Origin of the sequence: Streptomyces sp. NPDC002935, assembly GCF_040611295.1 — a bacterium.
In the GTDB taxonomy this organism is placed as follows: domain Bacteria; phylum Actinomycetota; class Actinomycetes; order Streptomycetales; family Streptomycetaceae; genus Streptomyces.
Genome location: NZ_JBEXNW010000032.1, coordinates 39,816 through 54,749 on the forward strand (window position 1 = coordinate 39,816; position 14,934 = coordinate 54,749).

Here is a 14,934-nt window from a genome sequence, read left to right on the forward strand (position 1 = left end):
CGTCCGGCCTTCGTAGTTGAACCGGGCATGAAGAAGCGCAGCATGCTCGCCATCGCCTCCCTCGCCACCGGGTTCGTCGTCGCGGCGATCACCCCGTCCCATGCCCTGGACGCGGACGCCCTGAGCGACCTGAACGTCAACGACACGCTCAGCACCGTGGATCACACGATCAGCAGCGACAGCCTGGCGGTCGACGACGGCGCTCTCGGCGGCCAGGAGAGCTGAAGGATCCGTACACGGCGCCGGTGCCCCCGTTACGGAGGCACCGGCGCCGCGCTGTCGGCGCCCTCATCAGCGGCTGGTTTCCGTGGCAGGGTGGAGCGGGCAAGCCTCAGGGGGCCAACAGAAGAGGGGGAATCGTGATCGTCTGGATCAACGGTGCGTTCGGTGCGGGGAAGACCGCCACCGCACGGGAACTGATCGAGCTGATCCCGAACAGCACACTCTTCGACCCCGAGGTCGTCGGAGGCACACTCACGCACCTGCTCCCGCCCAAGCACCTCGCCGAGGTCGGCGACTTCCAGGACCTGCCGATCTGGCGCCGACTCGTGGTCGACACTGCGGCCGCGATGCTCGCCGAGCTCGGTGGCGTGCTCGTCGTCCCGATGACCCTGCTGCGCCAGGAGTACCGCGACGAGATCTTCGGCGGCCTCGCCGCGCGCCGGATTCCCGTACGCCATGTGCTCCTCGCCCCGGCGGAAACGATCCTGCGCGAGCGAATAGGCGGGCGCGAGGTGCCCCCGGACCTGCCCGACGGCGAGATGCGGGTGCGCCAGTGGTCCTACGACCACATCGAGTCGTACCGTGCCGCGCTCGCCTGGCTCACGGCCGACGCCCACCTCGTGGACACCAGCGCGCTCACCCCGTACGACACCGCCGTGCGCATCGCCGAAGCCGTACGTACCGAAGAGGCGCCCGTGTGCGCCATCGTGCAGACCCCCGAACCGACCGCCGAGACCGTCGCCGCCGGGGTGCTCCTGTTCGACGAGAGAGACCGGGTCCTGCTCGTCGACCCGACGTACAAGGCCGGCTGGGAGTTCCCCGGCGGGGTCGTCGAGGCCGGCGAGGCCCCCGCGCGCGCCGGTATGCGCGAGGTCACCGAGGAGACCGGACTCACCCTCGACGAGGTGCCCACGCTCCTCGTCGTCGACTGGGAGTCGCCCGCGCCCCCGGGCTACGGCGGTCTGCGGCTCCTGTTCGACGGCGGACACCTCGACGAACAGGCCGTGCGGGGCCTCCTGCTGCCCGGACCGGAACTGCGTGGCTGGCGCTTCGTCACCGAGCAGGAGGCGGCGGATCTCCTCCCCGCGGTGCGCTACGAACGGCTCCGCTGGGCCCTGCGGGCTCGCGAGCGCGGCTCGGCGCTGTACTTGGAGGCCGGGGTGCCACTCGGCTGACGTCGAGGCCGCCGTCGCCGGCGACCTTCACCGGCGCACTTCACCGGCACCTTGGCCCGCATGACGGGTGGGCACGGACTGCGGGTAGGCCCGCATCACGGGGTGGGTAGGGGCCGCGGGTGGCCCTGCAACGGGTGCGTACGGACCACGGGTTGGCGCGGCAACGGGCGTGCACGGGCCACGGGTTGGCCCCTGCAACGGGCGCGTACGGGCCACGGGTTGGACCCGCAACGGGCGCGTACGGACCACGGGTTGGCCCGTACCCCGGGTGCGTACGGGCCGCTGGTCGGCGCGAACCACCACCGTTCGGCGCGGCGTGCGCCGCCGTCACCGTGCGAAGCGCGAAGCGGCGCGAAGCCCGGGGTGTCTCGATGGATTTCTGAGTCGGGAAGCGACTCGCGGGGGGCTTCCGCCGAGTCCAGGGACGGAACGCGGCAGGGGCTCACGTCCGATGACGTGAGCCCCTGCCGTGCCGCGGCGGATCAGCTCGCCGCGTAGTTCCGCAGGAACAGTGCCTCCGCGACCGACAGCCGCTCCAGCTCGTCCGGCGACACGCTCTCGTTCGCCGCGTGGATCTGGGCCTCCGGCTCGCTCAGGCCGATGAGCAGGATCTCCGTCCGCGGGTACAACGAGGCCAGCGTGTTGCACAGCGGGATCGAGCCGCCCATGCCCGCCGACTGCATCTCCTGGCCCGGGTAGGCGACCGCCATGGCCTCGGCCATCGACGCGTACGCGGGGCTCGACGTGTCGGCGCGGAACGCCTGGCCCTGACCGATCTGCTCGGTGCTCACCCGCGCGCCCCACGGCGTGTGCGCCTCGATGTGCGCCTGCAGCAGCTTCGTCGCCTCGCCCGCGTCGACGCCCGGCGGCACTCGCAGGCTGACCAGCGCACGGGCACCGGCCTGCACCGACGGTGTCGCGCCCACGACCGGCGGGCAGTCGATCCCGAGCACCGTGACGGCCGGACGCGCCCACACGCGGTCGGCGACGGTGCCGGAGCCGATGAGCTCCACCCCGTCGAGCACCTTGGCGTCCTCACGGAACGCCTGCTCCTCGTACTGCAGGCCGTCCCACGCGGAGTCCCCCGCCAGGCCGTCGACGGTCGTGGAACCGTCCTTCGCCCGCAGCGAGTCCAGTACGCGGATCAGCGCCGCCAGCGCGTCGGGCGCCGCACCGCCGAACTGCCCCGAGTGCAGGTTCCCTTCGAGGGTGTCCACCTGCACCCGTACGAGGGTCATGCCGCGCAGGGTCGCGGTGACCGTCGGCAGACCCGCCCGGAAGTTGCCGGCGTCGCCGATGACGATGGTGTCCGCGGTCAGCAGCTCCGGGTGTTCCTCGGCGTACCGCTCCAGACCCCCGGTGCCCTGCTCCTCCGAACCCTCGACGATCACCTTGACGTGCACCGGCACACCGCCGTTCGCCTTCAGGGCGCGCAGGGCCAGCAGATGCATGACGACGCCGCCCTTGCAGTCGGCGGCGCCCCGCCCGTACCAGCGTCCGTCGCGCTCCACCAGTTCGAACGGCGGTGTCGCCCAGGCCGCTTCGTCCAGCGGCGGCTGCACGTCGTAGTGCGCGTACAGCAGGACCGTCTTCGCGCCCTCGGGGCCCGGCAGGAAGCCGTACACCGACTGGGTGCCGTCCGGCGTGTCGAGCAGGGCGACGTCCTGGAAGCCCTCGGAGCGCAGCGCGTCGGCGATCCAGTTCGCGGCGCCCTCGCTCTCGCTCCTCGGATATTGGTCGAAGTCCGCCACCGACTTGAAGGCCACCAGCTCGGTGAGCTCCGCCTTCGCCCGGGGCATGAGCGAGGCGACGGTCTCGGCGACCGGATTCGACGACATGGGCACGCTCCTCGTAGGTGCGACGTTGTACTTGTGTGTACAGATGATCGAGTGATGCGTACTGGTGTGCAGGACGCATACGCTGCCGATCCTCCCACAGCGGCCTGCGGCGATGCCCGCCGTAGGATGCGGGGGACAGGTGCGGCAGGCGGCTGGACTGGGAGCAGTAGACCAACGTGAGCAGCGAGAACTCTTCGGCGGACGACGAGCGGCGGACGGCGGACGACGAGCAGCGGGTGTGGGACGTCGTGGTCGTCGGCGCGGGGCCCGCGGGCGCCTCGGCCGCCTATGCGGCAGCGGTCGCGGGACGCAGCGTCCTGCTGCTGGAGAAAGCCGAACTGCCCCGCTACAAAACATGCGGCGGGGGCATCATCGGCCCCTCGCGCGACGCCCTGCCGCCCGGCTTCGAACTGCCGTTCAGGGACCGGGTGCACGCGGTCACCTTCTCGATGGACGGCAAGTTCGCCCGCACCCGGCGGTCCCGGCACATGCTGTTCGGGCTGATCAACCGGCCGGAGTTCGACCAGCAGCTCGTCGAGTTCGCGCAGAAGGCGGGCGCCGAGCTGCGTACGGGTGCCGCGGTCTCGCGCGTCGAGCAGCACGGATCGGCGGTGCCGGACCGGCGCACGGTCGCGGTGGTCCTGCAGGGCGGTGAGACCGTCCTGGCGCGGGCGGTGGTCGGCGCCGACGGCAGCGCCAGCCGGATAGGAGCGCACGTCGGGGTGAAGCTCGACCAGGTCGATCTCGGCCTGGAGGCCGAGATCCCGGTGCCGGAGACGGTGGCCGAGGACTGGCAGGGGCGCGTCCTGATCGACTGGGGTCCCATGCCCGGCAGTTACGGGTGGGTCTTCCCGAAGGGGGACACGCTCACGGTCGGCGTGATCTCCGCACGAGGTGAAGGCGCCGCCACCAAGCGGTACTTGGAGGACTTCATCGCCCGGCTCGGCCTAGCCGGCTTCGAACCGGCCATCTCCTCGGGCCACTTGACGCGCTGCCGCGCCGACGACTCGCCGCTGTCCCGCGGCCGGGTGCTCGTCTGCGGCGACGCGGCGGGACTGCTCGAACCCTGGACCCGGGAGGGCATCTCGTTCGCGTTGCGCTCCGGGCGGCTCGCGGGGGAGTGGGCGGTCAGGATCGCCGAGGCGCACGACGCGGTGGACGCCCGGCGGCAGGCTCTGAACTACGCCTTCGCGATCAAGGCGGGGCTCGGCGTCGAGATGAGCGTCGGCAAGCGCCTGCTCGCGGCCTTCGAGCGTCGCCCCGGCATGTTCCACGCTGGGCTCACCGGCCTCCGCCCGGTGTGGAAGGCCTTCACTGGGATCACCCGCGGTTCCACCACGCTCGGCGAGATCATCCGGTCCCGCCCGATGGTCGGACGGGCCCTGACCGCGATCGACCGCCGGCCGCAGGGGGCGGAAGGCTAGCGGACGTGATGGGCGTCAGCTCCTGACCGTGATCCGGAAGACCGGGTGGTCGGGAGCGATGCGCCGCAGCTCCTCGTCGGACGAGTCGGGGCCGACGCCGCCGAAGAACACACCGACCTCGGCCTTCCAGCGCTTGAGGTAGGCGCGCAACAGCGAGACCTTGTCGTCGTCGGCGACCTCGACGGCGGTGAAGGCCTCGACCTTCTTGCCCAGGCGCAGTTCGCCCCCGCCGGCCGCCCGCATGTTGTGCGTCCACTGGACATGGCCGCGGGGGGCCACGAGGTACTGCTCGCCGTCCACGGTGAGCAGGTTGACCGGCGTCGTGCGCCACTCGCCGCTCTTGCGGCCCCGGACGGCCAGGACCCGCGAACCCCAGACGCTGAGGCCGCGCCTGGTCACCCAGGCCACGGCGCGGTTGAAGACGTTGACGGTGAACCAGCCCGGCTTCTGGACGTGGGTGGACACGGTGACCCCCTGAGATACGTGATGAGAGCGTCGATCTCTTTTGTGAGCACCGCTCTCGCTTGTGGGTACAGTCTGCAGCAGATCGGTGATCCAATGCAAGAGCAGTGCTCTCGATTTGGTGCGCCGATCTCGCTTTTGATCGCCGATCACCTCATGGATCGCTGATCCAGTTTCAGATCACTGCTCTCCTTTGTGTGCACTGCTCTGGAATCGTGGGACACTGTTCCGCATGAGTACCGCACAGGGGGCACGTGCCCGGGCGAGGATCGAGGTCACCGCGGCCATCAAGGACGAGGCGCGCAGACAGCTCGCCGCGGAGGGCGCCGCCAAGCTCTCGCTGCGGGCCGTTGCCCGTGAGCTCGGCATGGTCTCCTCCGCGCTCTACCGCTACTTCCCCAGCCGGGACGACTTGCTGACCGCGCTCATCATCGACGCCTACGACTCCCTGGGCGAGGCGGCCGAGTCCGCGCACGCCGAGGTCGCCGCCGCCGGCCCCCGGGAGCGCTGGATCACCGTGTGCGCGGCGGCGCGACGCTGGGCGCTGGGGCATCCGCACGAGTACGCGCTCATCTACGGTTCCCCCGTCCCCGGGTACCACGCGCCGCAGGAGACCGTTCCGGCCGCGTCCCGTGTCGGCCTGCTCCTGATCGGTGTCCTCCGGGACGCGTATCGGGGCAAGGGTGTGGCCCGCACGCCACTGCCGGCCGAACTGAAGACCGAGGCGCAGCGGATCTCCGCCGATCTCGCGCCCGATCTGCCGCCCGAGGTGATCGTGGCGCTGGTGGCCGCCTGGGCGCAGCTCTACGGGTTGATCGGCTTCGAACTGTTCGGGCAGTTCAACCGGCTCGTCGAGGACCGCGAGCCGTTCTTCCTGCACGCCGTGGGGCGGCTCGCCCACGACGTGGGGCTCGTGTATCCGGAGCCGGAGGGCACTGCCGGGGCCGGTACACGGCCTTCGCCATAGGCCCAGTTCGCCGGTGTGTACTCCGCGGGGAGTACGGGTGATCACCTCGCCCGGCGGACGCCGCGGCCCCGGTCGGCCGTCTAGCGTGACGGGCATGGAAGAGCAGCACACGCCCGCGGCCCCTGCGTGGGGCGGTCCACCCTGGTGGCGGCACGGACCGCCCGGGTGGAACCGCTGGAACGACGAGGAGCGCCGCGCGCGATGGCCGTGGCGTTCCACGCTGCTGCTGACCGCCTTCGTGCTCCTCGGCTCCAACTTCGCGGCCCACGCCCAGCACGGCGACCGGCTCGCCCTGGACCTCTTCGCCCGGGCGCTCCTTCTGGTGGGCTCCGGCCTGTTGCTCTGGCGGCAGCGGTACCCCGTGTTCGTCGCGTTCGGCACGGCCGCGGTCGCCCTGGTCTATGTCGGCGCGGGATATCCGTACGGGCCCGTCTTCCTTCCTGTCGCGGTGGGCTGCTTCAGCGCCGTGGTCGCCGGGCATCGCAGGGCCGCCTGGACGGCGCTCGGCCTGCTGTGGGCGGGGCATCTCCTGGTGGCCCACTGGCTGTACCGCTGGCTGCCCCCGGCGGGCGACAACCCCCCTTCCTGGATGCAGGAGATCGGCATCGCCACCTGGGTCGTGGCGGTGGTGGCACTGTCGGAGCTGGTCCGCGTGCGCCGTGACCAGTGGAGGCGCGACCGGGCGGAGCGAGCGCAGGCCGCCAAGCGCCGCGCGGACGAGGAGCGGCTGCGGATCGCCCGTGAACTGCACGACGTACTGGCGCACAGCATCTCGGTGATCAACGTCCAGGCAGGCGTCGGCCTGGCGCTGCTCGACTCCGACCCCGAGCAGGCGCGCACGGCGCTCACCACCATCAAGGCGGCCAGCAAGGAGGCGCTCGGCGAGGTCCGCCAAGTGCTGGACACTCTGCGCGCGCCGGGCGAGGCGCCACGCGCGCCGGCGCCCGGGCTCGACCGGCTCCCCGAACTGGTCGAGCAGGCGGCGGGCGCCGGCCTGACGGTCGAGATCGAGGGCGAGGTCCCGACGCCGGCACCCGGCACCGACCTCGCCGCGTTCCGCATCATCCAGGAGGCGCTCACCAACGTCGTACGGCATTCGGGTTCGCGGCGCGCGCGGGTGCGGCTCGATCACGCGGAGGGTGCGCTGCGCCTGCGGATCGACGACGACGGGCCGGCCACCGGCGCTGACGCGGGCGGGAGCGGCAACGGCCTCGCGGGGATGCGGGAGCGGGCGGCCGCCCTGGGTGGCACGATCGAGGCGGGCCCGCGCGACGACGGAGGGTTCCGGGTGCTGGCCGTACTGCCGTGGAAGGTCAAGGAGGACCGGTGATCCGCGTACTGCTCGCCGACGACCAGTCACTGGTGAGGGCAGGCTTCAAGGCGCTGCTCGACGCGCAGCCGGACATCGAGGTGGCCGGAGAGGCCGCCGACGGTGAGGAGGCGCTGCGCACGGTCCGTGAACTGCGCCCGGACGTCGTCCTGATGGACATCCGTATGCCCCTGATGGACGGCCTGGCCGCCACGCGCCGCGTCACCGCCGATCCGGACCTGAAGGACGTCAAGGTGGTCATGCTCACCACCTTCGAGCTAGACGAGTACGTCTTCGAGGCCATCCGCTCCGGCGCTTCCGGCTTTCTGGTCAAGGACACCGAGCCCGAGGAACTGCTGCGGGCGGTACGGGCGGTGGTCGAGGGCGACGCCCTGCTCTCGCCCGGGGTGACGCGCCGGCTGATCTCGGAGTTCGCGGCCCGTTCCAAGGAGCCCGAGTCCGCCGCGTCCCTCGCCGAACTCACCGAGCGGGAAAGGGAGGTGATGGCCCTGGTCGGCATCGGCCTGTCGAACGACGAGATCGCCCGCCGTCTGGTCGTCAGCCCGCTCACGGCCAAGACCCACGTCAGCCGGACGATGGTGAAGCTCGGGGCGCGCGACCGGGCCCAACTGGTCGTGCTCGCCTATGAGTCGGGGCTGGTGCGACCGGGCTGGCTGGGCTGAGGCGCGGCCACGTGGTGGAAGCGGTACAGCACGGTGGCCACCCGTAGCGCGAAGAGGGCGGCGGCCAGGCCGGCCCCCGAGGTGACGAGTGCCCGTACCGCGCCATGCGAAAGGTCCAGGAAGAGGGCGGGCCCGGTGACGACTCCGAAGGCGACCGCCGCGACGAACGCCGCACTGGTCAGGGCGTATCCGATCTCGACCGTGACCGCGTCCCGCTGCGCCTGGGTGCGCCGAGCGGGCGTCCCTTCCGCGCGAGCGCGGTAACTGTTGTTGCTCTCCCCGTTGTTGCTCATCCGTCGAGTCAACAGGCCTGCGCCCGGCGGGGCAAGGACCCGCCGGGCGCGTGCGTCGGGAGCTTTCCTTAGGGCCTGTCCGGCGGATCATGCCGGAGATGCGGGGCCTGGCACGCCCTCCCCCGAGCTTTTCGAGCAGGGGGGACCCCCAGCGGCGTTGTCGTCGGTTGCCGATGCTCCGCGTCGACGCCCTCCTCCGCCTTGCAGTTGGACGCACCAGGACCCGCTCACGTGCGCTGATCAGGCGCCGCAGGTTTCCTCCGACTTGATCCGCCGGACAGGCCCTAGTCGCGGACGGCGACACGCTCCGTCTCCGTCTCCGCCGCCTTCCGGACGGACTGGGCGACGACGACGGACTCCCGCGGACGCCGTGTCCGCAGGCCGGGCAGAGTGATCAGCAGACCCACGAAGGCGATGCCGGTCACCACCATCAGGCCGGGCCGGTAGCTGTCGAGAACGTCCTGGGGCGAGGAGCCCTCGGAGGAGTTCGCGGTGACGACCGCCGTCACGACCGCGAGGAAGATCGCGCCGCCGACCTGCACGGAGGTGTTGAGCAGGCCCGAGACCATGCCCTGCTCGTGGTCGTCGACGCCGTTGGTCGCCTGGATGTTGAGGGAGGGGAAGACCAGGGCGCACGCGGCACCGATCAGCAGCATGGTCGGCAGGATGACCGCCGCGTAGACCGGGTCGAGGTCGACGCGCAGGAAGAGCGCGTAGCCGACGACCATCAGGGCGAAGCCCGCCGCGATGAGCCGGGGTGTACCGAACCGGTCGACGACGGCCCCCACCTTCGTGGAGGACAGCGCCACCAGCGCGCCGGCCGGCAGGAAGGCGAGCGCGGTGTGCAGGGCCGACCAGCCCAGCAGCGACTGCATGTACAGCGTCACCAGGAACTGGAATCCGACGTACGAGCCGAAGAAGGCCATCGCGCCGAGCTGGGCCCGGATCTGGCTGCCGGAACGCAGCACGCCGAGCCGGATCAGAGGGCTCGGGCTGCGGCGCTCGATGCCGACGAAGACGGTGAGCAGTACGGCGACGGCGAGGAAGGACAGCAGGGTGCGGGCCGATCCCCAGCCGGCCTCGGGTGCCTGGACGACGGTGAAGACGAGCAGCAGCATCGAGGCGGTGCCGAGGACGGCGCCCGGGATGTCGTAGCCGCGGTGGTCCTTCTCGCGCTCGCTGCGCGGGATGAGCTTCAGGCCCGCGAAGAGCGCGGCGACGGCGATCGGCGCGGGAAGCAGCATGGTCAGCCGCCAGCTCGCCTCGGTGAGCAGGCCGGACAGGACCAGGCCCATGGAGAAGCCGGTGGCCGCGCAGGTGGTGTAGATGGAGAGCGCGCGGTTGCGCAGCGGGCCCTCGGCGAACGTCGTGGTGATGATCGACAGGCCCGCGGGCGCGGTGAACGCGGCGCTCAGGCCCTTGATGAAACGGCTCGCGATCAGCAGGGGGCCCGAGTCGACGAGTCCGCCGAGCAGTGAGGCCAGCGCGAACACTCCGAGGGCCACCAGGAAGACCTGGCGGCGGCCCAGCAGATCGGCGGTGCGCCCGCCGAGGAGGAGCAGTCCGCCGTATCCCAGGATGTAGCCGCTGACGATCCATTGGAGCGTCGAGGTGGAGAGGTCGAGTTCGGAGCCGATGGACGGCAGCGCGACGCCGACCATCGACACGTCCAGCGCGTCCAGGAACATCGCGGCGCAGAGCACGAGCAGGGTGCCCCAGAGCCGGGGGGTCCAGCGCCCCTGGGGCGCGGGGTGGGTGAGCGGAGAGGTCATGACGGCGACACTACATGCACATGCATCCAATGCAAGTGCATTTAATTCCGATGCAACAAAGTTGATTTTTTGCTACGGTGCGCGCATGGCGGCGAAGAATGCCGAGCAAGGGCTCGTGGACCAGTGGCGCGACATCCTCGCGGTGCATGCCCGCACCCTCTGCGAGCTCGACCGCGAACTGCACCGACACGGCCTGGGTGCCAGTGACTTCGAGGTGCTCGACGTGCTGGCGGCGGGTACCGCGGCGGACGGCGGCACCTCCTTCCGCGTCCAGGAGATCTCCGAGCGGGTTCATCTCAGTCAGAGCGCCCTGTCCCGGCTGATCGGGCGCCTGGAGAAGGACGGCCTCGTGACGCGGGGGATGTGCCCGGAGGACCGGCGGGGTGTGCGCGTGTGCATCACGCCCAAGGGGCGGGAACTGCACGGCGAGGTACTGCCGTTGCAGCGCGCGGTCCTCGCGCGGATGCTGGCGGGCGGCCCGGCGTCCTCCGGCGGGTGACCGGTCGTCCGGTTCACCCTGCTCCGGCTTCGCGCGTCAGCTCCAGGTGATGCCGGACGTCTCCCGCCACAGGGTGGCGAGCGAGGCGTCACCCGTCACGCTCGGGAACGGCACGCGGTTCCACAGCGCCAGGTAGAGCCGCGCGGCCGGTCCCGCCAGTTCGCAGTCCACGTCCACGTCCACGTCCACGTCCGCGCCCACGTCCGTGTTCGCGTCCGCACGCGGGTGCTCGCCGTGTTCGCTGAGCGGCGGCTGGGGCGACAGACGTACGGTCCACACGGCGTCCGGGTGATCGGTGGCGCGTACCCGCAGCACACGGGGCTCCTCGGTGCGCACCCTGCTCTTCGGGCGCCCGTGGAACCCGCGCAGCAACTCGTCGATTCCATCGACCGCGAAGTCCGGCGGGACCGCGGCCGGCTCCCCGCCGAGCGCCGATTCGGCGTCGACCCGGTGCACGGTGGTCTCGTGCGCCTGCCGGCGCGCCCAGAAGGCGAGGGGCGAGGGCGCGGGCAGGAACGTCCAGCACCGCACCTCGGGCGAGGCGCCGGCCAAAGTGTCCACGAGCAGACGGTGCCCCTCACCGAACCAGGTCAGCAGAGCGTCGCCGTCCAGATCCGGCAGTCCGCCGTCGGGGTGGTACGAGGTGTGTCCCTCGGCGACGAACGCGGTGGCCCAGCGGTGGACCATGCCCGTGTGCCGCAGCAGATCCCTGACCTGCCAGCCGGCACACGCCGCGACCTTGGCGTCGACGCCCGCCTCCTCGGCGGCCGCGAGCATCAACCGGCCCTCCCGGTCCAGGGTTTCCACGTACTCCGGAATCTCCATGCCGTGAGTGTGCCCGATGCGGGGCGGTCGCGGGCGGCCCGGGGCAGAGGTGAGGGGGGAAGACCGAGCGAGGCCGGGGGAGGCCGAGGGGGTGCCTTTGACCGACAGGGGGGCGCGCAGGTCCGCGTGTCGGCGCACATGGGTCTCTGCCACGGTATGGGTCTCTGCACGCGTATGGGTCTCTGCACGCGCCGCGCGCAGAGACGCCCGCTCCGTGCTGTTCTCGCACGCCCGCGCACGAGCCCTGGACGCGCCCGCGACCAGGGCAAGTCTTCGGCTCTGCGCGCCTCTGGCCCCGGGGTTCCCGCGGTCTCTCACCCCACGGCGGTCCGGCGCGTCGCGAATCCGATCAGTGCGGCCACGGCCGCCAGCGCCGCCACGCTCGTGAGTGCCGTCGGCAAGGAGTACCAGTCGGCCATGAACCCGATCGCGGGCGGCCCGAGCAGCATGCCCCCGTACCCGAGAGTGGAGGCGACGGCGACCCCGTTCGCTCCGGCGAGCGCGCCGGCCCGTTCGACCGCGACGGGGAAGATGTTGGCGAGGCCGAGCCCGGTGACGGCGAATCCGAGCAGCGCCGCCCATATGGAGGGCGCGAGCGAACCGAGCAGCATGCCGAGCGCGGCCGTCGTGCCGCCCGCGACCAGCGTGCGGGTCCGGCCCAGCCGTTCGAGCAGAGCCGTCCCGCTCAGGCGGCCGATCGTCATGGCGAGGGCGAAACACGAGAAACCGGCGGCGGCGATCCCCGGGTGCGCGTCCAGGTCCTGCTCCAGATGGAGCGCGCCCCAGTCCGCGAGCGCGCCTTCGCCGTACGCCGTGCACAGGGCGATCAACCCGAAGACGACGACCGGGCCGCGGGTGCGGCCGTCGACACGTGGGTGCGCCGCGCTCTTGTCACTCCGCGGGCCGTCGGGGGGCGCGGGGACGTCCTGCCGCAGCAGCGCGCGTCCCGCGACGGCGGTCACGAGCAGGCCGATGACGGCGATCCCCAGCAGATGGCGCGTCGGCGACAGATGGCCGGCGACCAGCCCCCCGAGCCCGGCCCCCACCATGCCGCCCAGGCTGAACGCCGCGTGGAAACCGGGCATCACGGGGCGCCGTAGCGCGGCCACGAGATCGACGGCAGCGCTGTTCATGGCGACGTTGATGCCGCCGTAGGCCGCGCCGAAGATCAGCAGGACGAGGCCCAGGACCGGCACCGAGTCGGTGAGCGGGGGCAGGACGACGCTCAGTGACAGCAACACGCCGCAGACCACGGTCACCGGGTGACTGCCGAACCGTCGGCAGAGCCGTCCCGTCAGCATCATGGTGATCACCGCGCCGGCCGAGACGCCGAGGAGGGCGAGGCCGAGGTCGCCCGCGGAGGCGCCGGTCTGGTGCTTGATGGCGGGAATGCGGACGACCCAGCCGGCGAAGACGAAGCCGTCGAGGGCGAAGAAGGCGGTGAGGGTGATGCGGAGTCGGGTGAGGGAGTGGTCCGGCACAACGCTGTGCGGGCTGGTTTTGTTTATTAGCGGCACAAACTCACGTTAGACGGGTGCTCCGCTCGGAGCAAGGGACGTGATGGGCCGGCCTGGACCGGGCGAGGCCTGGCGAACGAACCGAGTGCGGGCAGGCCGAGGCCCCCGCGAAGGAAGCGGGCGTGCGCCGGGCGGGACCTTGTGAAGGAAGCGGGCGTGCGCCGGGCGGGACGCTGCGGGGAACCGGCGTACGCAGGGCGGGGAACCGGCGTACGCAGGGCGGGAAACCGGCGTACGCAGGGCGGGAAACCGTGCAGGAACACGCGGGGGCCGGGTGAGGCACCGCGCGGGAAAGGGCGACCGGGACCCCGATGAGTCGGGATTCCATGTCGCCCCTCGGCTCGGCGGTTCGCCGTCCCACCTGCTCGGACGGCGAACCGCGTGTCGCGCCTGGCTCAGACCGCCGGAGCCGGGTAGGTCGGGTACTCCACCCCGGAGACGTGCTGGACGACGCGGATGACCTGGCAGGAGTAGCCGAACTCGTTGTCGTACCAGAGGTAGAGGATCGCGTTGTCGCCGTCGACCTTGGTGGCGCCGGCGTCGACGATCGACGCGTGGCGCGAGCCGATGAAGTCGCTCGACACCGCGTCGGGGGCGCTGATGAAGTCGATCTGGCGCTTGAGCGGCGAGGTCAGCGAGACGTTGCGGAGGTAGTCGAGGACCTCCTCGCGGGTGGTCTCGCGGCCCAGGCGCAGGCTGAGGATCGCGATCGAGACGTCCGGCACCGGGACGCGGATCGAACTGCCGGTGATGGGCGCCTTGAGGTCGGGCAGCGCCTTGGCGACCGCGGAGGCGGCACCCGTCTCGGTGATGACCATGTTGAGCGGCGCGGAGCGGCCTCGACGGTCGGAGCTGTGGTAGTTGTCCAGCAGGTTCTGGTCGTTGGTGAACGAGTGGACGGTCTCCACGTGGCCGCGCAGAACGCCGTACTCCTCCGCCATCGCCTTCAGCGGCGGCACGATCGCGTTGGTGGTGCAGGAGGCGCAGGACAGGACCTGCTCGTCCGGCTTGATCATGTCGTGGTTGACGCCGTGCACGATGTTCGGGACGTCGCCCTTGCCCGGCGCGGTCAGGACGACCTTGTCGATGCCCGGGCGCAGGTGGTTCGAGAGACCCTCGCGATCGCGCCACTTGCCGGTGTTGTCGACGAGGATGGCGTCCTTGATGCCGTACGTCGTGTAGTCGACCTCGGACGGGTCGTTGGCGTAGATGACCTTGATCTCGTTGCCGTTGGCGATGATCGTGCTGTTCGCCTCGTCGACGGTGATCGTGCCCTGGAACTGGCCGTGGATGGAGTCGCGGCGCAGCAGCGAGGCGCGCTTGACGATGTCCTGGTCGCCGCCCTGGCGCACGACGATGGCGCGCAGTCGCAGGCCGTTGCCGGAGCCGGTCTTCTCGATGAGCAGGCGGGCGATGAGGCGGCCGATGCGGCCGAATCCGTAGAGGACGACGTCGCGTCCCTCGCGGCGCTCGATCTTGTTCTCGCCCGTGGCGCCGGCGACCGCCATGGCGGTGAACTCCTCGACCGACAGACCGCGGTCGTCGGCCCGGTACGTCGCGGCGAGCATGCCGAGGTCGATCTGGGACGGGCCGAGGTCGAGCGTGGTGAGCGCCCGCAGGAACGGCAGCGTGTCGGTGACCGAGAGCTCCTCGCCCGCGATCTGCCGGGCGAAGCGGTGGGTCTTGAGGATGCTCACCACCGACTTGTTCACCAGGGAGCGGCTGTGCAGGAGGATCGTGACGTCCTGCTCCCGGTGCAGCCTCCCGATCATCGGGATCATCGACTCCGCGATCTCTTCGCGGGTCTTCCAGTTGGTGAACGCGTCGTCGTTGACAGTCACAGAATCATCTTTCGAGCTAGGCGGCGCTCATATGCTAACCGGCCCGTTGTGCTGATCGTTCATGTGGTGTCCACTCATGTGGAAGGTCACGTCCGCGGCGGCGTTCG

At 71.2% G+C, this 14,934-nt stretch carries 14 protein-coding genes; 7 read left to right on the plus strand and 7 right to left on the minus strand.

Features of this window, described 5'->3' with window-relative positions:
* Positions 1-27: 27 nt before the first annotated feature.
* On the plus strand, positions 28-225 hold the full coding sequence (locus ABZX90_RS33230) for a hypothetical protein (RefSeq protein WP_351130086.1): 198 nt from the start codon (positions 28-30) through the stop codon (positions 223-225).
* 131 nt (positions 226-356) lie between these two features.
* Positions 357-1,397, plus strand: coding sequence for an NUDIX hydrolase (locus ABZX90_RS33235; protein WP_355211236.1), 1,041 nt, complete (start codon positions 357-359; stop codon positions 1,395-1,397).
* A gap of 482 nt (positions 1,398-1,879) precedes the next feature.
* Here ABZX90_RS33235 and ABZX90_RS33240 read toward each other — a convergent pair whose 3' ends face one another.
* Positions 1,880-3,235 carry a dipeptidase gene (locus ABZX90_RS33240; RefSeq protein ID WP_355211128.1) on the minus strand — a complete coding sequence of 452 codons (1,356 nt, stop codon included), beginning with the start codon at positions 3,233-3,235 and terminating at the stop codon, positions 1,880-1,882.
* A gap of 176 nt (positions 3,236-3,411) precedes the next feature.
* Between ABZX90_RS33240 and ABZX90_RS33245 the strand changes: the two genes are divergently transcribed.
* Positions 3,412-4,659, plus strand: coding sequence for a geranylgeranyl reductase family protein (locus tag ABZX90_RS33245; RefSeq protein WP_351130090.1), 1,248 nt, complete (start codon positions 3,412-3,414; stop codon positions 4,657-4,659).
* A 15-nt stretch (positions 4,660-4,674) separates the two neighbouring features.
* On the opposite strand, the gene ABZX90_RS33250 is transcribed toward ABZX90_RS33245, so the two are convergent.
* A complete protein-coding gene (locus ABZX90_RS33250; RefSeq protein ID WP_351130093.1) occupies positions 4,675-5,124 on the minus strand; it encodes a nitroreductase family deazaflavin-dependent oxidoreductase in 450 nt (149 codons plus the stop codon).
* A gap of 229 nt (positions 5,125-5,353) precedes the next feature.
* Between ABZX90_RS33250 and ABZX90_RS33255 the strand changes: the two genes are divergently transcribed.
* The 3 genes from ABZX90_RS33255 to ABZX90_RS33265 all read left to right on the plus strand — a co-directional run bounded on the left by ABZX90_RS33255 (position 5,354) and on the right by ABZX90_RS33265 (position 8,080).
* Positions 5,354-6,088, plus strand: coding sequence for a TetR/AcrR family transcriptional regulator (locus ABZX90_RS33255; protein ID WP_355211133.1), 735 nt, complete (start codon positions 5,354-5,356; stop codon positions 6,086-6,088).
* A gap of 94 nt (positions 6,089-6,182) precedes the next feature.
* Positions 6,183-7,418, plus strand: a complete 1,236-nt coding sequence (locus ABZX90_RS33260; RefSeq protein ID WP_355211136.1) for a sensor histidine kinase — start codon at positions 6,183-6,185, stop codon at positions 7,416-7,418.
* On the plus strand, positions 7,415-8,080 hold the full coding sequence (locus ABZX90_RS33265) for a response regulator transcription factor (RefSeq protein WP_351130101.1): 666 nt from the start codon (positions 7,415-7,417) through the stop codon (positions 8,078-8,080). Before ABZX90_RS33260 ends, ABZX90_RS33265 begins: the two co-directional genes overlap by 4 nt.
* Here the strand turns inward: ABZX90_RS33265 and ABZX90_RS33270 are convergent.
* Both ABZX90_RS33270 and ABZX90_RS33275 read right to left on the minus strand, forming a co-directional pair.
* Entirely contained in the window at positions 8,041-8,373 is a 333-nt protein-coding gene (locus ABZX90_RS33270) for a DUF6332 family protein (protein ID WP_355211139.1), read from the minus strand. The genes ABZX90_RS33265 and ABZX90_RS33270 overlap by 40 nt on opposite strands.
* Before the next feature lie 284 nt (positions 8,374-8,657).
* Positions 8,658-10,145: an MFS transporter gene (locus ABZX90_RS33275; RefSeq protein ID WP_351130106.1), complete on the minus strand. Its 1,488-nt coding sequence runs from the start codon at positions 10,143-10,145 to the stop codon at positions 8,658-8,660.
* An 85-nt stretch (positions 10,146-10,230) separates the two neighbouring features.
* Between ABZX90_RS33275 and ABZX90_RS33280 the strand changes: the two genes are divergently transcribed.
* Positions 10,231-10,644, plus strand: coding sequence for a MarR family transcriptional regulator (locus ABZX90_RS33280; RefSeq protein WP_351130108.1), 414 nt, complete (start codon positions 10,231-10,233; stop codon positions 10,642-10,644).
* A gap of 36 nt (positions 10,645-10,680) precedes the next feature.
* Here ABZX90_RS33280 and ABZX90_RS33285 read toward each other — a convergent pair whose 3' ends face one another.
* From ABZX90_RS33285 to ABZX90_RS33295, 3 genes are all read right to left on the minus strand, one after another.
* Positions 10,681-11,469 (minus strand): maleylpyruvate isomerase family mycothiol-dependent enzyme, encoded by a 789-nt coding sequence (locus ABZX90_RS33285; RefSeq protein WP_355211143.1) that lies wholly within the window; start codon positions 11,467-11,469, stop codon positions 10,681-10,683.
* 314 nt (positions 11,470-11,783) lie between these two features.
* On the minus strand, positions 11,784-12,950 hold the full coding sequence (locus tag ABZX90_RS33290; RefSeq protein ID WP_355211239.1) for an MFS transporter: 1,167 nt from the start codon (positions 12,948-12,950) through the stop codon (positions 11,784-11,786).
* Positions 12,951-13,381: 431 nt separating this feature from the next.
* Positions 13,382-14,827 carry a glyceraldehyde-3-phosphate dehydrogenase gene (locus tag ABZX90_RS33295; protein ID WP_355211146.1) on the minus strand — a complete coding sequence of 482 codons (1,446 nt, stop codon included), beginning with the start codon at positions 14,825-14,827 and terminating at the stop codon, positions 13,382-13,384.
* Between the last annotated feature and the right edge of the window lie 107 nt (positions 14,828-14,934).